This window comes from Pseudomonas sp. NPDC086251 (assembly GCF_044746405.1).
GTDB lineage: Bacteria > Pseudomonadota > Gammaproteobacteria > Pseudomonadales > Pseudomonadaceae > Aquipseudomonas.
Genome location: NZ_JBIVBY010000009.1, coordinates 52,029 through 74,798, shown reverse-complemented (window position 1 = coordinate 74,798; position 22,770 = coordinate 52,029). Strand labels below are relative to the sequence as shown.

Sequence of the window (22,770 nt, the reverse complement as noted above, 5' to 3'; positions counted from 1 at the left end):
CGCGTTTTGCGCTGACGCTTCACACCGCGCTTCAGGAAAAGACGTCGGCATCTTTCAAAAAGCGGGCCGCTTGATCCTTGGCCGATATGTGCGGCGCCTTGTCCAGTTGCCAATCGATCGCCAGGTCCGGGTCGTCCCAACGAAGGCTGCGCTCGGCGGCCGGGGTGTAATAGTCAGTGGTTTTGTAGAGGACCTCGGCGACATCGCTCACTACCCGGTAACCATGGGCAAAACCTTCCGGTACCCAGAGTTGGCGCCGGTTGTCGGCAGACAGACGCACCGCCACCCATTGGCCGAAGTGCGGCGAGCTGCGGCGGATGTCCACGGCCACATCGAGCACCTCGCCGACCGCGACGCGAACCAGTTTGCCTTGGGTGTTTTGCAGTTGGTAATGCAGGCCGCGCAGCACGCCTTTTTGCGAGCGGGAATGGTTGTCTTGGACGAACGTCGTGTTCAGGCCCGTCGCTTCTTCAAACGCCTTGGCGTTAAAGCTCTCGTACAAAAAACCGCGCTCGTCACCAAATACCTCGGGTTCGAAGATCAGGACACCGGGCAGTTCGGTGGTCACTACATTCATGCTTGTCTCCAGCAAGGGGTGTTGAGGATGCGCATGGCAATTGTGTTGGCAAGAGCATAACGGTTTGTAACGTTGAATGCCCTCGCAGCAACACCACAAATCCCTTGTGGGAGCGGGCTTGCTCGCGAAAGCGGTGTGTCATTCAACATTAATGGCGACTGACCCGGCGCCTTCGCGAGCAAGCCCGCTCCCACATTTGATCGTCGCCAGCTGTGGAAGAGGGGTTGCGTATCGCCCCCAGCAGTGGCGATATAAGCGCCTAATAAAATTTCAGGGGTCGTTGTATGCCGCTCGCCACGTTGATTCATCGCGCCAGTTTGCCCAGCCCGCAGGTGTCTGCGAAGCAAGCACTAGAGCTGCTCGAAGCGCATTACGGGTTGAGCGGACGCTTGCAGGCCCTCGGCAGCCAGCAGGATCTCAACTATCGCGTCGACAGCGACCAGGGCCGTTTTGTCCTGAAAATCTGCCGTGGCGATTACTCGGCGCTGGAACTGCTGGCCCAGCATGCCGGGCTCAAGCATTTGGGCGAACATGCCGGCGTGCAGGTGCCGCGAGTGATTCCCGCGAAGAACGGCGCAGACCTGCTGACCCTGGACGTCGACGGCCAAGCGGTGCATGTGCGCCTGCTCGATTACATCGAAGGCACGTCGCTCACGCACCTCGATCATCTGCCGGGGGCCGTGGTGGCTGGCTTCGGTCGCCTCTGTGGCGAAATGGACCTGGCCCTGGCCCGTTTCGACCACCCAGGATTGGAGCGAACGCTGCAATGGGATGCGCGCCATGCCTACGCGTTGATCGCGCATTTGCTGCCGGTGATCAAGGACGATCAGCAACGCCGGTTGATCGCCGATGCGGCGGAACGCGCCGAGCGCCATTTGCAGCCGCTGGTGGATAAGCTGCCGGTGCAGGCCATTCACATGGACATCACCGACGACAACGTGGTGTGGCAGCGGGATTCGCAACGTCAATGGCAATTGCAGGGCGTGATCGATTTCGGCGATCTGGTCCGCACCTGGCGCATCACCGATCTGTCGGTGACGTGCGCGGCGCTGCTGCATCATGCCGATGGCGATCCTTTCTACATTTTGCCGGCGGTCCAGGCCTACCACGCGGTCAACCCGCTGACGCATGCAGAACTGCTGGCGCTGTGGCCGCTGATCGTCGCCCGTGCGGCGGTGCTGGTGCTCAGCGGCGAGCAGCAGGTCAGCATCGATCCGGGTAACGAATACAGCCGCGACAACCTCACCCACGAGTGGGAAATTTTCCGCGTGGCCACCTCGGTGCCGTTGGAGTTGATGGAGGCGGCGATTCTGACCGCCGTCGGCCAGAGCCTGCCGAGCATCGGTAGCGAAGGTTTTGCGCCGCTGTTGCCGAGCCTGGTCGGCCGTGAGTTTGCCTTGATCGATCTGGGCGTGCTCAGTCCGCATTTCGAGGCCGGTAACTGGGAGCAGGAGGGCGTCGATCAGCGTCTGCTGACCGAGGCTGCGGCGGCTCATGGGTTGGCCGCCAGTCGTTATGGTCAATATCGCTTGTCTCGCACCCGGCCCGACATCGCCACCGAACCCGACACTTGCCCATTGCACGTCGAGTTGCGCGTGCCCCACGGCACGGCGGTTGAGTCGCCGTTTGCCGGCGTTGTCCACCAGCCGGCGCCTGGCGTGCTGCAACTGGATGGCCCGCAATTGAGCGTGCGGCTGTGGGGCGTGACGCCGTCGCTGCATACCGGCGCGGCGCTGGTCAAAGGCCAGGTATTGGGTTCGGTCAGCGGGCCGCTGATCGTGCAGCTGAGTCGCGGCGCATCGTTGAATGCGCCGCTGTTTTGCACGCCTTCCCGTGCGGCCGCCTGGCAAGCGTTGTGTCCGTCACCGGCGATGCTGCTGGGGCTGGCCTGCGATGCTGAAGAGGAACTCGATTCACAAACCTTGCTGGCTCGTCGCGACGCCAGTTTCGCCCGTACGCAAAAACACTATTACGTCGACCCGCCGCGCATCGAGCGCGGCTGGCGCAACCACCTGATCGACATGCAGGGCCGCTCCTTCCTCGACATGCTCAACAACGTCGCGGTGCTCGGTCACGGTCACCCGCGCATGGCCGCAGTCGCCAGCCGCCAGTGGTCGCTGCTCAACACCAATTCGCGGTTCAACTACGCCGCCGTGGCCGAGTTCTCCGAGCGCTTGCTGAAGCTGGCACCGGACTCCATGGACCGGGTCTTCCTGGTCAACAGCGGCAGCGAGGCCAACGATCTGGCAATCCGTCTGGCGTGGGCCTACAGCGGCGGGCGCGACATGCTCAGTGTGCTCGAGGCCTACCACGGCTGGACGGTGGGCGCGGACGCGGTATCGACCTCGATCGCCGACAATCCCAAGGCCTTGAGCAGCCGTCCCGATTGGGTGCATCCGGTCATCGCGCCGAACACCTATCGCGGCGAATTCCGTGGTCTGGACAGCGCGCCGTACTACGTGCGCAGCGTCGAACACCACCTGGCGAAAATCGCCGAGCAGAAACGCCAACTGGCCGGTTTCATCTGCGAGCCGGTGTACGGCAATGCCGGCGGTATCTCGCTGCCGCCGGGCTATTTGAAGCAGGTGTATGCGCTGGTCCGCGCCCAGGGCGGCGTGTGCATCGCCGACGAAGTGCAGGTCGGTTACGGGCGCATGGGCCATTTCTTCTGGGGCTTTGAAGAGCAGGGCGTGGTGCCGGACATCATCACCATGGCCAAGGGCATGGGCAACGGTCAGCCGCTGGGCGCGGTGATCACGCGCCGGGAAATAGCCGAAGCGCTGGAGGCCGAGGGTTACTTCTTCTCGTCGGCGGGCGGCAGCCCGGTCAGCTGCCAGATCGGCATGGCCGTGCTGGATGTGATGGAAGAAGAAAAGCTCTGGGAAAACGCCCAGGTGGTGGGCGGGTATTTCAAGGAACGGCTGGAAGCGCTGATCGATAGTCATCCGCTGGTGGGCGCGGTGCACGGGTCCGGTTTCTACCTGGGCGTCGAGCTGATCCGCAACCGCGAAACCCTGGAGCCGGCGACCGAAGAAACCACGGCGCTGTGTGATCGCCTCCGTGAGCTGGGGATTTTCATGCAGCCGACCGGCGATTACCTGAACGTCCTCAAGATCAAACCGCCGATGGTCACCTCGCGCCGGAGTGTGGATTTCTTTGTCGACATGCTTTCGAAGGTGTTGCACGAAGGTTTATAAAATTTGATATCGCCTTCGCGGGCAAGCCTCGCTCCTACAAATCCGGGTCGTTCCTCGCACCTGTAGGAGCGAGGCTTGCCCGCGAAGGCGCCATCAAACACATCGAAAAATATCGATTGTTATCGGGTTTAATCGCACTATTTCCGACGGAAAGAATATTTTCAGCTTTAAAAGCCGATTTTTATCGGCTATAAAGTCGCCCATACCCACGGCGTGTCTCACCACGCCCGGCGCTTCCTCTTTCTGTCATCGGTCGAGGCCACACTCGACCCACAGCGTTTACCCGGAGATGATTCATGAGCCGTATCGTTACCGTCGCCGCGACCCAGATGGCCTGTTCCTGGGACCTTGAAGCCAACATCGAGACCGCTGAAAAGCTGGTCCGTGAGGCCGCAGCCAAAGGCGCGCAGATCATTCTGATCCAGGAATTGTTCGAGGCGCCGTACTTCTGCCAGAAGCCGAACCCGGATTACCTGCAACTGGCCACGACGGTTGAAGACAACGTCGCCATCAAGCACTTCCAGAAAGTCGCCAAAGAACTGCAGGTCGTACTGCCGATCAGCTTCTATGAACTGGCAGGCCGCGCGCGTTTCAACAGCATCGCGATCATCGATGCCGACGGCTCCAACCTCGGGATTTATCGTAAAAGCCACATCCCGGACGGCCCTGGCTACCACGAAAAGTACTACTTCAACCCGGGCGACACTGGTTTCAAAGTGTGGAAAACCCGTTACGCGAAAATCGGCGTGGGCATCTGCTGGGATCAGTGGTTCCCTGAGTGCGCGCGCAGCATGGCGTTGCTCGGCGCGGAAATCCTGTTCTACCCGACCGCCATCGGCAGCGAGCCACACGACAAAACCATTTCTTCCCGTGACCACTGGCAGCGCGTGCAACAAGGCCATGCCGGCGCCAACCTGATGCCGCTGATCGCCAGCAACCGCATCGGCAACGAGGAACAGGACGGCTACGACATCACCTTCTACGGCTCGTCGTTCATCGCCAACCAGTTTGGTGACAAAGTTCAGGAGCTCGATAAAACCGAAGAAGGTATTCTGGTGCACAGTTTCGACCTTGACGAGCTGGAGCATATTCGCAGCGCGTGGGGCTCGTTCCGTGATCGACGCCCGAACCTGTACGGCGCGCTGAAAACCCTCGACGGTTCCCTGGAGTCCTGATTGCTATGACCACTTTGAACAGCACCCCTCGCGCCGATGGCTTCTACATGCCAGCCGAGTGGGCACCCCAAACGCAAGCCTGGATGATCTGGCCCGAGCGCCCGGACAACTGGCGCCTGGGTGGCAAACCGGCGCAAGCCGCGCACGTGGCGGTGGCCAAGGCCATCGCCCGTTTTGAGCCGGTAACCGTGGCTGTTTCCGCTGGCCAGTACGAGAACGCCCGTGCGCGTCTCGATGTGCCGAATATTCGCGTCGTCGAGATGTCCAGCGATGACGCCTGGGTCCGGGACACCGGCCCGACGTTCGTCATCAATAACAGTGGCGAAGTCCGTGGTGTGAACTGGGATTTCAACGCATGGGGCGGTTTCGACGGCGGCCTGTATTCGCCGTGGAACCGTGACTCGCAGGTGGGCGGCAAGATCCTTGAGATCGAGCGCAGCCAGCGCTATCGCACCGAAGGTTTCGTGCTCGAAGGCGGTTCGATCCACGTCGATGGCGAAGGCACGCTGATCACCACCGAGGAATGCCTGCTCAACCGCAATCGCAATCCACACATGAGCCGTGCGGAGATCGAAGCGGTGCTCAGCGCCCACTTGGCTGTGGATAAAATCATCTGGCTGCCGGACGGTTTGTTCAACGACGAAACCGACGGCCATGTGGATAACTTCTGTTGCTACGTGCGTCCGGGTGAAGTGCTGTTGGCCTGGACCGATGATCCGCAAGACCCGAACTACCCGCGCTGCCAGGCGGCGATGAAAGTGCTCGAAAGCAGCACCGACGCTAAAGGTCGCCCATTCACGGTGCACAAGATGCCGATTCCGGGGCCGCTGTATGCCACCGAAGAGGAATGCGCCGGTGTTGATCCGGTGGACGGCACTCAGGAACGAAATCCGACCGTGCGTCTGGCCGGTTCCTACGTGAACTTTCTGATCGTCAATGGCGGCATCATCGCGCCGAGCTTCGACGATCCGCTGGACGGTCCGGCCAAAGAGATTCTGCAGGCGCTGTTCCCGCAGCATGAAGTGGTGATGGTGCCGGGCCGCGAACTGTTACTGGGCGGCGGCAACATCCACTGCCTTACCCAACAACAGCCAGCACCGCACAAGGAGTGAGTGAGGTTGTAACAGCTTGAGTTGATTGCAAAATCGATCAGGCAAAAGTTTTCCCTCCTCGCCTCTCGAGAAGCCCGCAGCCCGTCAGGACTGCGGGCTTTTTTGTATCCACTCGTCGACGGTTCAGACACCTTGGCACAGCTCTTGTATCTCTCATGGTGTAAAACAGGGAGGGGAGAACTGCGATGTTCTGTCATAAACCTTGGATAAGTTAGCCGCTCACGTACCAGGAGAGAGCGCGGAAATGAACGCCGAAATGAATGCAGTGAGCGAGCGGGCGTTGCATCCCCTGGCAGTAAATAGCGAATCGCTCCAGGTCCTGGCGCACTGGTTGAAGTCCAAAGGAACGCGTCAGATCACAGAGAGTGATCCGCGCCGGACGATGATCGAGCGTTACCCCGCTGGTCTATTCAGCGAGGCGGAGCTGGAAGCGTTGTGGGATGTGATGGAAGGATAAGAAGAAAAACAACGGATTGATAAAAGCGCTGCCGGGATGGCGGCGCTTTTTTTATGCACGAGTGTTTTCCTGATCACTGGAGATCAAATGTGGGAGCGGGCTTGCTCGCGAAGGCGGTGTGTCAGTCGACATTAATGTTGAATGATCGACCGCCTTCGCGAGCAAGCCCGCTCCCACACTAAATCGCAGTGAATTTAGAAGCTGTAGGTTCCCGTCACGACCAGGCTTCGTGGCGCACCCGGTTGAATCTGCGCCGCACTGGTGGCCGAAGAGTAATAGGTTTTGTCGCTGATGTTGTTCAGCGCCGCGCGCAAATCCCAATCCTTTTGCCGGAACCCGGCCAACGCATCCCAACGGCCATAACCCGGCAGGACCGTGGTGTTGAGGTTATCGGCGTAACGCTGGCCCACCAGGGTCAAACCAGTTTCTGCATACCAGCCCATCTCCGGTTTCCAGGTCAGGAACAGGCTGCCGTTGTGCTTGGCCACGTCGCTGATGCGTTTGCCTTCAAAGCCGTTGTTGTCCTTTTCCACGGTTGCGTCCTGCACACCCACGCCACCGCGCACGTACCAGTTGCCGGCAATCTTGCCGGTGCCGGTCAACTCAATCCCGCGGGAACGTTGCAGGCCACTGAGCAAGGTCACGGTGGGATCGTTCGGATCACTGGTGCGGCGGTTGTAGAGTTCCAGTTCGTAGATCGCCAGCGTGGTGCTCAGGCGATCATCCAGCCAGTCGCTCTTCACGCCGATTTCTTTCTGCTTGGTCAGCTCTGGACTCAGGTCGTTGCTGTTGCCGGCAGCGCCCGGGGTGATGCCGATCAAGCCGCCACCGACCGGGGAAAAGGTCTTGGTCCAGGAGGCGTAGAAGGAATGATTCTGCAGCGGTGTCCAGACCAGTCCTACACGTGGGCTGGTGCTGTGGCTGTCGCGGTCTTCGGAAATGCCCCGCAGCTTGTTGGTCGACTCGATATCGAACGTGTCGTAACGCAGGCCGGCCAACAGTTGCCATTGATCGTTCAGGCGCAGTTGGTCCTGCACATACACCGCACGGCTTTCGACTTCGGTGCGGTTGTCGCTGGACACCTGCATGCGTCCGGTGTGGCGCAAATCACGATTCGGGTTGTTCAGGTCCAGCGACGGCACCGGTGAGCTGCCCGGGCCGGACGTGGCGGCGTTGTACAACGTGGGATCGCGACGCTGGCTACCGATTTCGATGCCGGTCAACAGACGATGCTCAAGGCCGAAGGTGTCGAAACCACCTTCCAGCTCAACGTTGTTGTAGACGTTGCGGGTGGTCAGGTCCTGCTGCCAGTGCTGGCGCGTAACCTGGTTGGTCGCCGGGGTGTAGCCGGTCTGGTAGGTGTTGTCGAAATCGCTGTCGAGCTTGAACACGCCGAGGGTATGGCGCAGCTGCCAGTTGTCGCTGAGTTCGTAGCTGAGTTTCGAGCGCAGGGATTGCGACTTGTCGTCGATGAAATCGTGCTCGCTGCCGTAGGTGGTATCGCGTCCTACGTCTGCGGGGCGTCCGTTGACCCCAGGAACGCCACGATCCGGCGTGCGGTTGTAACGGCTGTATTCGTACTGCACCAGCCAGTTCAGGTCCGGCGTCAGTTGCCAGCTCATCGACGGTGCGAACAGTTGGCGATTGCCGCTTACGCCATCGCGGAAACTGTTCTCATCCATGTTGCCCATGTTCAGACGCAGGCTGATGTTTTCGCTCGGGTCGGTGCTCAGGTCAGCGTAAAGGCTGCGCAAATCTTCGCTGCCGCCTTGGGCTTCGATGGTCGAGCGGCGGCCGAACTCCGGCAGTTTGCTGACCCGATTGACGATCCCGCCCTGGCTGCCACGACCGTACAGCACAGCGGCCGGGCCCTTGAGGACTTCGATGCGTTCGATGTTGTGCAGGTCGCGTACGTATTGGCTGTCGTCACGAATGCCATCGAGGTAGAAGTCGTTGCTGGCGTCGAAGCCACGGATGCGCAAGCTGTCGAAGCGAGTGTCGGCGCCGCTGCTGACGTTGGGGATCCCGCTCAGCGCGGTGCCCAGATCGTTGGTGCCGTAATCCATGACGTTCGCGATTTTGATCGAGTCGATGGCTTGTGGCACGTAGCGCACGGGCGTGGCGGTGCGCGTCGCGGTGCTGGTTTCCTTGACGCGTGGGTCATCGGCTTCGGCTTCGGCGCTGACGGACGTGGCCGGTAACGTGGTGGGTGCAGCGTAGGAAAAACCGGCAGACAGAAATGCAGAAAGCCCAAGGGTAACGGGCGTAAGGCGGAAGGGGGCAGGCATCTGAAGCGCATCCGAAAGGGTGGAGAAGTTCGAGGGCGCGAATGATAATGCTTACTATTTACTTTCGTTAATTATTCTTGAGAAGTTCCACGATTGGAGTGTTTCCAATTATGTCTAGGTTGTTACAGAAGAGCGGAAGGTCCTTCGACCGATTCGTCAATCGATTCCACTGAACAAGTCATTTCTTAGACGATTTTCACCTATTTACAGACGATTCATGAAATTGACACATCGTTAAAGGCGCGGCTACGATTCCGTCCTACGCCTGTGGCTAACCGCCATGACTCATAAAATAAGAAAAAGGCCCGCCACGATTTCCTCGTGGGCGGGCCTTTTTGTTTGGGGTGAAAAAAGAGTGCGATAGCGCCGTTTCAGCCGTTCGACACAGCGCGTATCAACCGGAAATAAGGAAAAAAACAAAATGTTGAACAAGCGAATCAGTCTGATCGCTCTGGGGATATTGAGCGCTACACAGGCCATGGCTAACGACCAGGCCGAATCCAAGGGATTTGTTGAAGACAGCAGCCTCAAAGTGCTGCTGCGCAATGCCTACATGAACCGTGACTTCAAAGACGGCAACCCGGATAAATCCGAGTGGGGCCAAGCGGCCATCGGTACGTTCTCGTCCGGCTTCACCCAGGGCACCGTGGGTGTGGGTGTGGATGCTTTCGGTTTGTACGCACTCAATCTGGAGCGCAGTGAAGACCGTAGCGGCGCGCAAGGCATCGACTTTTTCAAGAAAGGCGCGAGCGGCGAACCGGCAGATGACTTGGCCAAGGCTGGCGCGGCAGTCAAATTCCGCCTGTCCAGCACCACGCTGACCTACGGCGACCAGATGCCGGTCCTGCCAGTATTGAGCTACGACAACGTGCGACTGCTGCCGGAAAGCTACACCGGCACCCTGATCACCTCCAAGGAGATCAAAGGCCTGGAACTGAACGCCGGTCGCTTCACCGCCGAATCGCGCAAAAGCGCTGAAGGCCGTGACAGCGGTGGCTTGAAGTCGATCAACGTCTTGGGCGGTAGCTACCAGTTCACCGAACAGTTCAAGGCTGCCATTTACGCGTCCGATGTCGAAGACGTGTTGAAGAAACAATACGTGAACGCCAACTACGTATTCCCGATCGACAAGGATCAATCCCTGTCCCTGGACTTCAACGGCTACCGTACCAAGCTGGACGATTCCTACGTCCGCGACAACGGTATCACCGGCGACGACAACAAGATCTGGAGCCTGGCGGCCACTTTCGCCACCGGCCCGCACTCGTTCACGCTCGCCCACCAGCGCAGCACCGGCGATAGCAACCTGGGCTACCCGTACGGCGGCTACCAGAAAGACCAAAACCGCGTCGGCGACGGCGGCAACACCATCTACCTGGCCAACTCCTACTGGTCCGACTTCAACGCCGAAGACGAACGCAGCTGGCAGCTGGGCTACGGCCTCGACTTCAGCACCTTCGGTGTGCCAGGCCTGAGCTACAACTTCGCCTACGTACGCGGTGACAACATCACCACGTCCACCAGCGAAGGCGGTACCGAGCGCGAAATCTTCAACCAGTTCAAATACGTCGTGCAAAGCGGCCCGGCCAAAGACCTCAGCGTGAAACTGCGCAGCTCGATCCTGCGCGTGTCGCAGAAGTCGAGCGAGTACAACGTCAGCGGTAACGAAGTGCGCGTGTTCGTGGATTACCCGATCAATATTTTCTGATGATCGGTTAAAGCATCGAGGCCTGATTCAAGGCTGAGAAAAAAAGCCCCGACTGGTTTGGGGCTTTTTTATGCGCGCTGCAAGGCTCTAGCCTGCGTCACCGAACGATTCGAGTCGCGTACCACGTCGCAAATTATCCACCCAGAATGATCGAAACGATCATTTGAATGATTGGTTTGCGCAAATTAAACCGATACCCTAAGATAAATTTGACTGAAATAATCATTGAGTGATCGGTTCAGTCAGTTTCGAGGTGAAGCACGTCTTACCCAACAATTATAAAAGGAGACCCTCGTGGCCCAGATCCCTATCAAGCGCACCATTGAACGCATTCCGGGCGGCATGATGATCGTGCCCCTGCTGATTGGTTCGCTGGTGGCAACATTCCTGCCTGACACGCCGAAGTTTTTCGGCTCATTCACCAATGCACTGTTCACCGGGGCGTTACCTATCCTCGCGGTGTTCTACGTCTGCATGGGCGCGAGCATCAACATCAAATCCACGCCTTACCTGCTGAAAAAGGGCGGAACGCTGCTGGCGACCAAGGTCGGCATCGCGGTGCTTATCGGGATTGTGCTTGGGCACTTTCTGGGCGAGCAGCCGATTTCGTCGGGTCTTTTCGCCGGCATTTCAACGCTGGCGGTGGTCGCTGCAATGAACGACACCAACGGCGGCTTGTACATGGCGCTGATGGGGCAATACGGTCGCTCTGAAGATGTCGGCGCGTACTCGGTCATGTCGCTGGAGTCGGGTCCGTTTCTGACGATGGTGACGCTGGGCATCGCCGGCCTGTCGGCATTCCCATGGCCAACGCTGGTGGGCAGCATTCTGCCGCTGGCGCTCGGCATGCTGCTGGGTAATCTCGACCGTGACATGCGCGACTTTCTGGCCAAGGCCGTTCCGGTGATGATCCCGTTCTTCGCCCTGGCACTCGGCGCCAGCCTGGATTTGCATAACGTCTGGCAAGCCGGTTTGCTGGGTCTCGGCATGGGCGTTGCGGTGGTTGTGCTGACCGGTATCCCGCTGTTCTTCGCCGATCGTTTGACCGGTGGCACTGGCGTCGCCGGTGTTGCTGCGGCCACTACCGCGGGGAATGCCGCAGCCGTGCCTGCGTTGATCGCGGCGGCCAATCCGGTGTACGCCGAAGCCGCCAAGAGCGCGACCATTCTGGTAGCAGCGTGCGTCGTAGTGACTGCGATCCTCGCACCGCTGCTCACCGCCGCCGTCGCCAAGCGTGTGCAGCAGCGTAATTCCGTCGTCATCCCGGACCCGGAGATCGAGCCGCAAAAGCAGGAGGCCTTGCGATGAGGATTCTGATCATCGCAGACGACCTGTCGGGCGCGGCGGATTGCGCCATCGGCTTCGCGAGCGCTGGCCTGCAAACGGTGGTCACGCTCGACCCGTTGAATGACAAGGCTGACGCGCAAGTGATCGCCGCCGATACAGACACCCGGCGCCTGTCACCGGCGCATGCCGCCGAGCGCACCGTCGCCGCGTTCAAGGCGCTGCATCAACCCGGGCAGCGGCTGTACAAGAAAATCGATTCGACTTTGCGCGGCAACTGGGCGGCGGAAGTCGCTGCCCTGCAACCGTTGGCCGGCCTGGCCATCGTCGCCCCGGCGTTCCCTGCCACCGGGCGCACGCTACGCGGCGGTCGAGTGTTCGTGAACGGCCAGCCGCTGGAAACCACCGACACCTGGAAACTGGAAAACGCCGACCGCCCGGCCGACGTCGAAGCGATGCTCATCGACGCTGGCCTGAGTACCGCGAAGCTCGACCTCGACACCTTGCGCGGCAATGAAAACGCACTCGCAAACCGCATTGCCGAGGTCGCCCGCAGCGGCACGCAAGCATTGATCGTCGACGCGCAAACTGAAGATGACTTGCTGACGCTGGCGCGGATGACCGCGTCGATGGATCAGCCATTGTTCTGGATCGGTTCCGGTGGCCTTGCGCGAGAAATTGCCGGTCTTCCTGATTTCTCCGAAGCACGTTTCGCGAACCTCGATTCCGAGGCCATCGAAAAAAGTCAGGCGCCGATTCTGATCCTTGTGGGCAGCCTGTCCGGTGTCTGCGAGCGTCAGTGCGCTCTGCTCAAGGAACGTGGCGGGGTCAGCGAATTGGTCATCCCGCCAGAAGTCCTGCGCCAAGGCACAACCCATAGCGATTGGCCGCTCTGGCAAGCGCGCATCGGCGAGCAACTGGACGGCTGGAGTGACCTGCTGCTGCGCATCGGCCGCGACGAGGCGTTCGATCCGCAGGAGGGCGCGCAACTTTCGACCCTGCTGGCCGCGCTGGTGGAACCACACTTCGCCAAGGTCGGCGGTCTGATCGCCACGGGCGGCGAGACGGCGCGGGCCATATTGACCACCGTCGGCATCGACAGCCTGCAACTGCTGACGGAAATCGAAGCCGGCGTGGCCTACGCCCGCCCGACCGTTTCCCGCCAGGGCCATCGACCCGGCATTGTTACCAAGGCAGGCGCGTTCGGCACCGATCACGCGTTGTATGCGGCATGGCAACACTTGAGCGACAGCGCCGATCGCTCCCAGCCCAAACGCACACGAATCCAAGGACTCGAATGAACATTATGAGCAACTACCTCCCCATCATCGGCATCACCATGGGCGACGCTACAGGTGTCGGTCCGGAAATCATCGTCAAGAGCCTGACTCACGACGTCGTCTATCAACAATGTCGGCCACTGGTGATCGGCGATGCCCGTCGTCTTGAGCAGGCCAATGTCATCGTCGGTGGTAGCGCCAAAGTGCGCCGCATCAAGGACGCCTCCGAGGCGCAATACGAGGCCGGCACCATAGATTGCATCGACCTCGATTTGATTCCCGAGGACCTGCCGTTCGGCGAGTTGTCACCCATCGCCGGTGACGCGGCTTATCAATACATCGCCCGTGCCGTGCAACTTGCCGAGGCCAGCCAGATCGACGCGATCTGCACCGCGCCGCTGAATAAGGAAGCGTTGCACGCCGGTGGCCACAAATACCCTGGCCATACCGAAATGCTCGCGCACCTGACCAACGTCGACGAAGTGTCGATGATGCTGGTGGCGCCGCAACTGCGGGTGATCCACGTCACGACCCACATCGGCATCATCGACGCGATCCGCAAGATCGAACCGGGCCTGGTCCAGCGCACCATCGAACGTGGTAACGCGACACTGATCAAGGCTGGTATCGCCAAGCCACGCATTGGCGTGTGCGGGATCAATCCGCATGCTGGTGAAAACGGTTTGTTCGGGTATGGCGAAGAGGAAGAAAAAATCATTCCTGCGGTGAAGCTGTTGCAGGAACGCGGCCTCGATGTCACGGGTCCGTTGCCTGCTGATACGCTGTTTTTCCGCGCAGGTCGTGGCGACTTCGATCTGGTGGTCGCGATGTACCACGACCAGGGCCACGGCCCGGTCAAAGTGTTGGGACTTGAAGCGGGCGTAAACGTGACCGTCGGCCTGGACGTGATCCGCACCTCGGTCGACCACGGCACCGCGTTCGACATCGCCGGCAAGGGCATCGCCGATGAACGCAGCCTGCTCGAAGCGCTGCGCCAGGGTGCGGAGCTTGCCACGCGACGGGGATGAGGCGCACGGGCGCTGTCGTGTAAGATCGACCACCGCCCACAGCCCGAGACCCGCCATGAAAGCCTCCGAACGCCACCGCGCCATCCTCGATCTCGTACGCATTGGCGATGCCAACGTCGAGCAATTGAGCGCGGCGCTCGGGGTCTCGGAAGCCACGGTGCGACGCGACCTGACCATGCTCGCCAAACAGCGGCACCTGGTACGCACCTACGGCGGCGCGACTGCCGTGGTCGGGGTCCATGAGCCGGAAGCTTCACTGGAAGAACGCAAGACCTCGCAGTGGGAGCAGAAAGATGCCATCGCCCAAGCGGCGGCGGCCCACGTCCAGGACGGCGACACCGTACTGCTCGACGGCGGCACCACCTGCGCCGCACTGGCCCATCATTTGTGCTCGCGACAAGACGTGCACGTGGTCACCAACAACCTGCTCGCGGTGATGACCCTGGCCAACGCGCCGGGCGTGCGGCTGACCTTGATCGGCGGCGACCTGCGCGGTTCGAGCATGAGCACGTTGGGACCGTTGGCGGAGCTGACATTGAGCCGGTTGAGCGTCGACAAAGCCTTCCTCGGCGCGGACGGTGTGGTCGCGGAGTTTGGATTGTGCGAGGCGAGTGCGCAGCAGGCGTATTTGAAGGAATGCATCATCAAGCGGGCGGCGCAGATTGTCGTACTGGCTGACACCGATAAACTGGGTCGTGCAAGGCAACAGCACTGGACGCCGATTGAGCGGGAGTGGCGGTTGATCACCGGTGCAACGGCGGATGAGGCGGCGCTTGCGCCGTTTTATGCCCTCAAGCAAATCACCGTAGAAACGGTGGACGTTGGCTGATTGCGTTTCCCTCAAGATACAGCCCGCTGTAGGAGCGAGCTTGCTCGCGATGGTCGTTAACGATAACGCGTGCCTACTGGCGAAACGCGGCGCTCTTGAGACCATCGCGAGCAGGCTCGCTCCTAGATGTCATCGATTGATTGTGGGGCTTTTGATGCGTAGAGCAGCCGAGCACAGTGGGGGCGGGCGTTATTGAGTTGATCATCAATGGCGGCCCGGCATACCGATGCATCTACATCGCGAAGTATGCGAAAACCATTTTTTGTCCTTCATTCGTTCATCAAAACGACGAACCGATCGTCACGCAATGGTGGTTGCGGAAGATTGGTTGAAGGAGCGGAAAAGAGAGATTCGAAAGTTGGGTTTCAACGTCTAGCAGGCACGTGCTTGTGAAATGACAATCTGCGGCAACGCACCCGCATCGTCAGACGGCAAAGTAAAGTTGGCGCGAAAGCCAAGTCTGTCCAGCATGTCCACCATTGCATCGATCGTAAATTTCTCGATCTTGCCAGTGGTGAGCTCTGAGACGCGCGATTGGGTCACGTTCAGCCTGGCGGCGGCTTCACTTTGTTTGAGCCCCAGCTTTTTGATGCAGTCGGAGATGAAGATTGATAGCTCCATTTTTAGTGCCATTTTGCTGGCGACTTCCTCGTCGTGTGTGACATGGAACGGGCTATCAAAGAATTGAATGGCGATGAGCATTCACCTTTTTTAGTAATTATCTAAAATTTACGATAAATGCAGATTAGACGATTGGCCGTTTTTGATGCAATTGTTTTTTGTGCCGGTCAAAATTAAATCTACCCCTTTTGCGATGGCGATAACCTGCAAGATTGTCAGAAATCTCCGAGGGGAAAACGGGATCCACCTGATTTCTCATGACGCTTCAACTGGCTGAAATAGCGGTTGATGCCGAAAGAGATTTTCGAATGTGTGTTCCAAGGGTAAAGGAGGCTCCGGATCAAGAAAACTGGAAGGATCTAGGCTTGCCTGATCTGCGGGATATTTCTGTAACGCTTTCGACTCCCGCATTACGCGAGCTACCAGGTGCAGCCGATTTCCACTCCGCCGTCGAGCAGGTCGCGCTGGGTTTTGGATTACAGCAAGGAATTGACGCCGTGCTGATTGAAACGCCGTACGTACCGATCACCATTTGGCGCCATCATCTTTTTCACATCGTAGAAAAACGTCCAAACGCCCGAGAACGCTTTACCGATTTCGCTGTGGACACGGTCCGCAATCCCTTGGAAATCTGGCGAGTTTCCTACAGCGACGGTTCCCATCGTCTGGCATTCATTGGGTTGTACAACACGAAATACCAGATGCTAGTAGTCATCCATGTTGACCATGGAAACTTGCTTTGGAATTTCATGAATTGTGAGAAAAAGGCACTAAACAAGCACCGACATGGCGAGTTGGTCTATCAACGTTGCGAGGGGCCAAAACAAAAAAAGCAGCCTTGATTAGGCTGCTTTCTTGAAAAGGTTGCTTGATATTGTGCTCCCTCAAGCGGGGGAGAAGAGGTCTCACCCGAACGCTGATATTCAGGTCATCAACGGGGTTCCTAACGCCGACTATCGCCACCTGAAGGCAGTCGGTTTCGCGCTCTTGGGCCGATTCTCTGTTACCAATGACTTATATGTCAACCCGACCGTTCAGCTCGCGTCGACATTGAGTTGAAACAGCGTTTGTTTTGCCTGCCGCTAAGCACTCATTACACAACGTAACTAATGATGTTCCCGCCCCCACCTTTATCCCCTCTACCTAACTCCCTACATTGAGCTCCAACGCCGACCCATTCATTCCGAAGGGAAGGTCACTGGAGATTCCTCATGCCTTTCGTAAGCGTACGCATTACCCGCGATGGCGTTACCTCTGAGCAGAAAGCTCAGGTGATCGCCGAAATCACTGAAACACTGGAACGCGTCCTCAAAAAGGATCCGCACCTGACCCACATCGTGATCGAAGAAGTCGACACCGATAACTGGGGCTACGCGGGCATCAGCACCACCCAGTACCGCAAGCAGCTGGCTGAGGCGGAGGGGAAGTCATGACTTCCACCGTCACCATCGATTTTGTTTCCGATGTGGTGTGCCCGTGGTGCGCGTTGGGCGCGACGGCGTTGGAGCAAGCGATAGCGAACGTAGCCGGTGAAGTGTCGGTGGAGCTGACCTACAAGCCCTTCGAATTGAACCCGGACATGCCGGCAGTCGGCGAAAAAGCGGTCGAGCATTTGATGCGCAAGTATGGACGCACAGCCGAGGACGTCGCTGCCGGCAAAGCCATGCAGATCGAGCGCGGCGCAGCCCTCGGTTTCACGTTTGATCTGGAGAAGCGCACTCACTTCTACAACACCTTCGATGCTCACCGGCTGTTGTTGTGGGCACTGCAGGAAGGTCGGCAAGTCGAGCTGAAGAAGATCCTGCTGCGGACTTACTTCAGCGAAGGCCAGAACCCGAGCGATCGCGAGACGCTGGTTCGTCTGGCTGCTGACGCGGGACTGAATGCGGAAGCTGCTCAAGAGGTCTTGGCGTCCGGAGCGTTTGCCAAGGAAGTGCGTGAGCTTGAAGCGTTTTACCGCCAGCACGGCATCAACTCGGTACCGGCCATGGTCCTGAACGGTCGTCACCTGGTGTCCGGTTCGCAGTCGGTCGCGTACTACGAACAGATGTTGAGACAAATGGCGACGGCCCCCGCCGAAGCCTGATTACTTACTTTTTTAAACCATCATTTATTAGTAGAGGTTCATCATGAGCAATTCGAAAAAAGTCATCGTTATCACCGGCGCATCCCAAGGTCTCGGCGCAGGCATGGTCAAGGCTTTCCGTGACCTGGATTACAAAGTTGTCGCCACGTCGCGTTCGATCAAACCGTCCACCGACCCGGACATCCTCACCGTGGCCGGCGACATCGGCGACCCGGCGGTCGCCCAGCAAGTGATCCGTGAAACCATCGCCCGTTTCGGCCGCATCGATTCCCTGGTCAACAACGCCGGGATCTTCGTCGCCAAACCATTCACCGCTTACACCCAGGAAGACTACGCCGCCGTGCTGTCGGTCAACCTGAATGGCTTCTTCTACATCACCCAACTCGCCATCGCCGAGATGGAAAAACAAGGCAGTGGCCACGTCGTCAACATCACCACCAGCCTGGTGGACCACGCGATCGATGGCGTGCCGTCGGTACTGGCTTCGCTGACCAAAGGTGGCCTGAACGCCGCGACCAAATCCCTGGCCATCGAATACGCCAAGCGCGGCATCCGCGTAAACGCGGTGTCCCCAGGCATCATCAAGACGCCGATGCACGGCGAAGAAACCCATGAAGCACTGGGGAACCTGCATCCGGTCGGGCACATGGGCGAAATCAGCGACATCGCGCAAGCGGTCGTGTACCTGGACAACGCCAACTTCGTCACCGGCGAAATCCTGCACGTCGATGGTGGTCAGAGCGCTGGTCACTAAGACCTGACTTGACCTGTCCACAACGCCGTCGACCTGTCGACGGCGTTTTCATTTGGAGAGCGCACCATGACCAACCACGTTCACAAGGTTTTCCTGATTACTGGCGTCAGTTCAGGCTTCGGCCTGGCTTTTTCGCAAGCCGCGCTGGCGGCGGGGCACACAGTGGTGGGCACGGTGCGGCGCGAATCCGAGCGAGCCGCGTTCGAAGCACTGGACGCCGATCGCGCCAAAGCGTTCGTGCTCGACGTCACCGATTACCCGGCGATCGAACCGCTGGTGGCCGAAATCCTGCGCGAGGTGGGCCAGATCGACGTATTAGTGAACAACGCCGGTTATGGTCATGAAGGCATTCTCGAAGAGTCAGCGCTGATGGAGATGCAGCGCCAGTTCGACGTCAACGTCTTTGGCGCAGTGGCCATGATCAAGGCGGTTCTGCCCGGCATGCGCGAGCGGCGTAGCGGGCACATCATCAACATCACCTCCATGGCCGGCTTCATCACCTTGCCGGGCATCGCCTACTACAGCGGCAGCAAATTCGCCCTCGAAGGTGTCAGTGAAGCGCTAGCCAAAGAAGTGGAGAGTCTGGGGATTCACGTGACAGCCGTGGCGCCGGGCTCATTTCGAACCGAATGGGCAGGTCGCTCGATGGTCCGTTCGGGCCGCACCTTGAGTGACTACGACCCGGTGTTCGATCCGGTCCGCAAGGCACGTGAAGAGAAGAGTGGCAAGCAGGCTGGCGATCCGCATAAAGCGGCGCTGGCATTGTTGGCGTTGGTCGCTGCTGAGAAGCCACCGGTTCATCTGTTGCTGGGTAAGGATGCGGTGAGGTTGGTGCGCGAAAAGATTGCCGGCCTTCAGGCGGAGATTGATGCTTGGGAGCATCTTTCGGGGTCGACGGAGTTCGATTGATCGACATGCTCGCCGTATAGAAACTCAAACCCGAGAAACAACAAAGCCTTCGTATCTCCGAGGGCTTTGTTCTGTCAGGCGGGCAGCACACTAAATTTTTGATAACGTTACAAGAGTCATTAGACAGAGCAACAATAAAATCAAAAAAAAGTAATTGCTCAGTATCATTATCTTAATATTTTTCGGGAATGCCTGGACTTCAGGAAGAGAAATTAATTTTCTTTTTTGGCTGAGTTTTGGCATTAATAACACTATTGCTATGGCGTTAAGTCTATAAATAGCTCCTATCCATCCGGTTTTCTTAAGGTTCGCTTTGTTGTTGCGTATCCAGTCGGATTTGATCAAGTAGTGTTCTGCCGTTTCCAACTTGTAGAACATCAAATACGTCATGTAGATAATATTCAAAAGCAGCATGGCGAATACGATTCCGACAGTGATGCCTAACTCTACACGGCTCATTGTCCAAAAGTCTCGTAAATGGCGTCGCCAAATAGCTCGCCGCCTTCGCTTCCTACATAACCTCCGGCCGCGCCGCCCATTGCACCTCCAATGAATGCACAGGCGAATGCACCTGGTCCTCCACTCGCAATACCTAAAGCAACAATGCAGAGGCTGGTTGCCGCTGCTGCACCTATCGTACCGCCTGCTGATCCAGCCAACACGCTTCCACTGAGTTTGCTGGTTTCAACATATTTTGCTTTTTTACATTGGTCTTCACGGCCACTTGAACAGGCATTATTGATGGATGCTCCAGCCGCAGCAACATCTAATCCTATGCCTATGTATGTACCTTTTTTTATGAGGTTTGAGGCATTTGCAACGGCGCCAATAGTTTTGGCGTACCCTGAAATTACTCCAGTATGTAGAAAACTCTTAGTTGAAATGCCTAGCATGTCCTTGATTGATCCTTGATTGCGCAAGCCTGAACCATAGCTTGCAAAGGATTTCAGTTGATCATCTAGCTTTGCAAATAGCACCTTTCGCATTGCGTAAAAAGCGTCTCGGCTCTTAGTTGTATTGCTTCTGAGGTGGTCAGCATGAGCTACCTCGATTTCTTCAAGGGTTTTCTTGATGCCTTCTAAGTGTTTGCTCCAAGCACCGCCTACGCTGCCAATCCCAAGCGACGAATATCCCAACATTTTTATTAGTAATTCGTGGTTTTCAACCAGAAACCCGTCACCTTGTGATCCGCCTGCCATTAACGCTGAATGGGTCTCAAAAGCCATTTTCATATAAAATGCTTCTTCGGATGTACATGCCGGAGTTGAGGTGTCACCTATTATCACTATCTCGCCCGGCAAGACTATGGTGTTGAGAATGTGTGAATTCAATATGTCAAATTTGGTGGTGGAGTTTTTTCCAAGTTGTAGATTTGACTTTAGATATGAGTAATTTTGAATGTGTGAATTTACGAAGCTATAGACTTCTGCCATGGGTGATGGTCTCAGGAGTATTTTTTATTATTGATTCGGTCCCAACCACCTGCGACATTACCTCCGCCGCTACCATCACCTCGCTTTTGCTGCGTGTAGGTCGTTTTTATACGGCCGTAGTTTAGGCTAATGCTTTCAGTAGGAACGCCATCATTCGCGCTATGTGAGTAGTCGGAAATTATGACCTCCTCCAGCGTGATCTCGAAGTATTTGAGTTTTTCTCCCCCAGCACGATGCAGCATCAAAACTACTTCTTTTAGGTGTTCACCTGCACAGCTAGCCTCTAAGAGCTTGCAACTAGATTTGTCCAGAGCTTTGGTGAAAGTGAAGTCGCTGACGGTTGTTCGCCCCGATGAGGCACCGCCTGAAGAGCTGGCTGTAGCTGATGTGCTTTGATGAGTGCCGAAGCGATACCCCGTGATTTCTATCCAGTCTTTGTGTTGTTCATCAAGGGCTTCGCCAGGGATACCATTGATTTTGAGATATGCGTCAAGAGCCATTTCCATTCTTCCTTGTTTGGTGGTTTTTTGAATAGCAAAGCATTCGATCTTGTGGCGCGACCCTGTGCCTTCAGCTCGCCGATCCATTCTCTTACTTCAAACACCATACGCGCCGGTAAGGCTTCTGAGAAAAAAATCGGCGCGACTGTCCTGGCCATCAATCAGCTGACCTCAGGAAAGTTCTCTACTGCATGGTTGATCTGTCGCTGGGTGCCACGACTCATGGGACATTAGACAGTGGTTTGCGGGAGGCACAAGGCAGTACAGCGCAAATCCCTAAATTTCAGAGGAGTACTACAACGTCGGGTGCTGGGGATGAAGGTCGTTTCTGATAGCTTAGGGAGATCGTCAGAAAAAGGCGGTATGGGACGGCGATTACATCCGAATCATTTTCAAAAGCTGATCTTCGCCTCGTGAACGGGATCACTCTTACAAGGACATAGCATTTTGCGACACGAACAAACAAAAAAGGCCCACCTTTCGGTGAGCCTTTTTCGATATTGCGTATGGTGCCGGCACCAGGAGTCGAACCCGGGACCTACTGATTACAAGTCAGTTGCTCTACCAACTGAGCTATACCGGCGTGTTGGGCGACGATTATAGCGATTGGATTGGTTCTGTAAACCCCTGAATTCAGACTATTTTTGCGCAGGCCTCAACTGAGGTTTTCTGAAAGGCCTTGCGGTCAGCGTGCATTGTAAAAGGTCGTGCCTTCGGGGAGGTCTTTGTTGACGAATGACATGGCCCCGATCGTGACGTTGTCCCCGATGGACAGGGTGTCGGCGATGATGCAGCTGTTGGCGCCCACGCTGACGTTGTCACCGATGACCAGGTTGTAGTTGTCCAGCCCCAGGGTCTTGATGCCGATCGTCGTGTTTTGACGGATGAAAAAATTCCGACCGATTTTGACGCTCCCGGTGATGACCACGCCGGGTAGGTGGCCGATTCGGAAGCCGGGTCCGATCTGGGCGTCGATGCTGATGTCGACGCCGTATTTGAGGTTGAGCTTGCGTTCCATACGCTTGGCGTAGCTACGCGCAAAAGCGTTTCCGGAATACAGGTACTGAGCCAGTCGGAACATGAACAAGTACCGGAGTGTGTTGTTTTTCCGGGTTCGCTTGAGAATGTTGCTGATGAGTCCTATGCGGCTGCCACGTTTTTTCTTGTTCGAAACTTCTGACTGCCAATGCAATAGCAAGGTGTCGAGATTCAAAACGTGGCCCTCCGGATGCATCAAACGACGCTTGGAAGCGGTGGATTGTATCGCCTGGCCTTTGCACTGAATACGAGGCGTATTTTTCGCCTATACCGTCCCGGTTTAGGCCGTTATGTCCTTTTAGCTGAATGCTTATGCACAACGGCCTGTGCGACGCACCTCTTTAAAACCGAAAATGTGGATCCGTTCTCGTTTGCTCGCAAATGCCTGTTTTTCGGGTTTTTTCTGCATGTGTACGAAAATTGAACAGTAGTGTTTCAGGCCCGAAACAGGCAAGGATATTGGATCCATGAAAATTTCATCAACAGAGTTATCC

The 22,770-nt window shown here is 57.4% G+C and carries 20 protein-coding genes and 1 tRNA gene; 14 read left to right on the top strand and 7 right to left on the bottom strand.

Features of this window, described 5'->3' with window-relative positions:
* Window positions 1-31 precede the first annotated feature (31 nt).
* Window positions 32-577 (bottom strand): dTDP-4-dehydrorhamnose 3,5-epimerase, encoded by a 546-nt coding sequence (gene rfbC, locus ACIPL2_RS12975; RefSeq protein ID WP_401356765.1) that lies wholly within the window; start codon window positions 575-577, stop codon window positions 32-34.
* Between the two features lie 284 nt (window positions 578-861).
* On the opposite strand from rfbC, the gene ACIPL2_RS12970 reads away from it, so the two are divergent.
* The 4 genes from ACIPL2_RS12970 (at window position 862) to ACIPL2_RS12955 (ending at window position 6,518) form a co-directional block, all read left to right on the top strand.
* Window positions 862-3,774 carry an aminotransferase gene (locus ACIPL2_RS12970; protein WP_401356763.1) on the top strand — a complete coding sequence of 971 codons (2,913 nt, stop codon included), beginning with the start codon at window positions 862-864 and terminating at the stop codon, window positions 3,772-3,774.
* Between the two features lie 296 nt (window positions 3,775-4,070).
* On the top strand, window positions 4,071-4,949 hold the full coding sequence (gene aguB / locus ACIPL2_RS12965) for an N-carbamoylputrescine amidase (RefSeq protein ID WP_401356760.1): 879 nt from the start codon (window positions 4,071-4,073) through the stop codon (window positions 4,947-4,949).
* A 5-nt stretch (window positions 4,950-4,954) separates the two neighbouring features.
* Window positions 4,955-6,061 carry an agmatine deiminase gene (aguA, locus tag ACIPL2_RS12960; RefSeq protein WP_401356758.1) on the top strand — a complete coding sequence of 369 codons (1,107 nt, stop codon included), beginning with the start codon at window positions 4,955-4,957 and terminating at the stop codon, window positions 6,059-6,061.
* 244 nt (window positions 6,062-6,305) lie between these two features.
* Window positions 6,306-6,518: a hypothetical protein gene (locus tag ACIPL2_RS12955; RefSeq protein ID WP_401356755.1), complete on the top strand. Its 213-nt coding sequence runs from the start codon at window positions 6,306-6,308 to the stop codon at window positions 6,516-6,518.
* Between the two features lie 194 nt (window positions 6,519-6,712).
* Here the strand turns inward: ACIPL2_RS12955 and ACIPL2_RS12950 are convergent, their stop codons facing one another.
* On the bottom strand, window positions 6,713-8,806 hold the full coding sequence (locus ACIPL2_RS12950) for a TonB-dependent receptor (protein ID WP_401356753.1): 2,094 nt from the start codon (window positions 8,804-8,806) through the stop codon (window positions 6,713-6,715).
* 421 nt (window positions 8,807-9,227) lie between these two features.
* Between ACIPL2_RS12950 and ACIPL2_RS12945 the strand changes: the two genes are divergently transcribed.
* The 5 genes from ACIPL2_RS12945 (at window position 9,228) to ACIPL2_RS12925 (ending at window position 14,935) form a co-directional block, all read left to right on the top strand.
* A complete protein-coding gene (locus ACIPL2_RS12945) occupies window positions 9,228-10,514 on the top strand; it encodes an OprD family porin (protein WP_401356751.1) in 1,287 nt (428 codons plus the stop codon).
* Between the two features lie 294 nt (window positions 10,515-10,808).
* Window positions 10,809-11,822 carry a 2-keto-3-deoxygluconate permease gene (locus ACIPL2_RS12940; RefSeq protein ID WP_401356749.1) on the top strand — a complete coding sequence of 338 codons (1,014 nt, stop codon included), beginning with the start codon at window positions 10,809-10,811 and terminating at the stop codon, window positions 11,820-11,822.
* Window positions 11,819-13,099 (top strand): four-carbon acid sugar kinase family protein, encoded by a 1,281-nt coding sequence (locus tag ACIPL2_RS12935; protein ID WP_401356747.1) that lies wholly within the window; start codon window positions 11,819-11,821, stop codon window positions 13,097-13,099. Before ACIPL2_RS12940 ends, ACIPL2_RS12935 begins: the two co-directional genes overlap by 4 nt.
* 5 nt (window positions 13,100-13,104) lie before the next feature.
* Entirely contained in the window at window positions 13,105-14,106 is a 1,002-nt protein-coding gene (pdxA, locus tag ACIPL2_RS12930; RefSeq protein WP_401357043.1) for a 4-hydroxythreonine-4-phosphate dehydrogenase PdxA, read from the top strand.
* Window positions 14,107-14,161: 55 nt separating this feature from the next.
* Window positions 14,162-14,935: a DeoR/GlpR family DNA-binding transcription regulator gene (locus ACIPL2_RS12925; RefSeq protein WP_401356744.1), complete on the top strand. Its 774-nt coding sequence runs from the start codon at window positions 14,162-14,164 to the stop codon at window positions 14,933-14,935.
* Between the two features lie 372 nt (window positions 14,936-15,307).
* Here the strand turns inward: ACIPL2_RS12925 and ACIPL2_RS12920 are convergent, their stop codons facing one another.
* Entirely contained in the window at window positions 15,308-15,631 is a 324-nt protein-coding gene (locus ACIPL2_RS12920; RefSeq protein ID WP_401357041.1) for a helix-turn-helix domain-containing protein, read from the bottom strand.
* 182 nt (window positions 15,632-15,813) lie between these two features.
* Between ACIPL2_RS12920 and ACIPL2_RS12915 the strand changes: the two genes are divergently transcribed.
* The 5 genes from ACIPL2_RS12915 to ACIPL2_RS12895 all read left to right on the top strand — a co-directional run bounded on the left by ACIPL2_RS12915 (window position 15,814) and on the right by ACIPL2_RS12895 (window position 19,305).
* Window positions 15,814-16,398, top strand: a complete 585-nt coding sequence (locus ACIPL2_RS12915; protein WP_401356742.1) for a PBECR2 nuclease fold domain-containing protein — start codon at window positions 15,814-15,816, stop codon at window positions 16,396-16,398.
* Window positions 16,399-16,767: 369 nt separating this feature from the next.
* Window positions 16,768-16,989, top strand: coding sequence for a 4-oxalocrotonate tautomerase family protein (locus tag ACIPL2_RS12910; RefSeq protein WP_401356740.1), 222 nt, complete (start codon window positions 16,768-16,770; stop codon window positions 16,987-16,989).
* A complete protein-coding gene (locus ACIPL2_RS12905) occupies window positions 16,986-17,642 on the top strand; it encodes a DsbA family oxidoreductase (RefSeq protein ID WP_401356738.1) in 657 nt (218 codons plus the stop codon). Before ACIPL2_RS12910 ends, ACIPL2_RS12905 begins: the two co-directional genes overlap by 4 nt.
* Before the next feature lie 43 nt (window positions 17,643-17,685).
* The gene (locus ACIPL2_RS12900; protein WP_059406390.1) at window positions 17,686-18,396 is read left to right on the top strand and encodes an SDR family NAD(P)-dependent oxidoreductase; all 711 of its coding nucleotides are present in this window, start codon (window positions 17,686-17,688) and stop codon (window positions 18,394-18,396) included.
* A 66-nt stretch (window positions 18,397-18,462) separates the two neighbouring features.
* Complete coding sequence (locus ACIPL2_RS12895; RefSeq protein WP_401356735.1) at window positions 18,463-19,305, top strand: oxidoreductase; 843 nt, start codon at window positions 18,463-18,465, stop codon at window positions 19,303-19,305.
* A gap of 455 nt (window positions 19,306-19,760) precedes the next feature.
* Here ACIPL2_RS12895 and ACIPL2_RS12890 read toward each other — a convergent pair whose 3' ends face one another.
* The 4 genes from ACIPL2_RS12890 to ACIPL2_RS12875 form a co-directional block, all read right to left on the bottom strand.
* Window positions 19,761-20,738, bottom strand: a complete 978-nt coding sequence (locus ACIPL2_RS12890) for a hypothetical protein (RefSeq protein ID WP_401356733.1) — start codon at window positions 20,736-20,738, stop codon at window positions 19,761-19,763.
* A gap of 11 nt (window positions 20,739-20,749) precedes the next feature.
* Window positions 20,750-21,238, bottom strand: a complete 489-nt coding sequence (locus tag ACIPL2_RS12885) for an Hcp family type VI secretion system effector (protein WP_401356731.1) — start codon at window positions 21,236-21,238, stop codon at window positions 20,750-20,752.
* 507 nt (window positions 21,239-21,745) lie between these two features.
* A tRNA-Thr gene (locus ACIPL2_RS12880) sits at window positions 21,746-21,821 on the bottom strand.
* Window positions 21,822-21,923: 102 nt separating this feature from the next.
* On the bottom strand, window positions 21,924-22,451 hold the full coding sequence (locus tag ACIPL2_RS12875; RefSeq protein WP_401356729.1) for a serine acetyltransferase: 528 nt from the start codon (window positions 22,449-22,451) through the stop codon (window positions 21,924-21,926).
* Window positions 22,452-22,770: the final 319 nt, after the last annotated feature.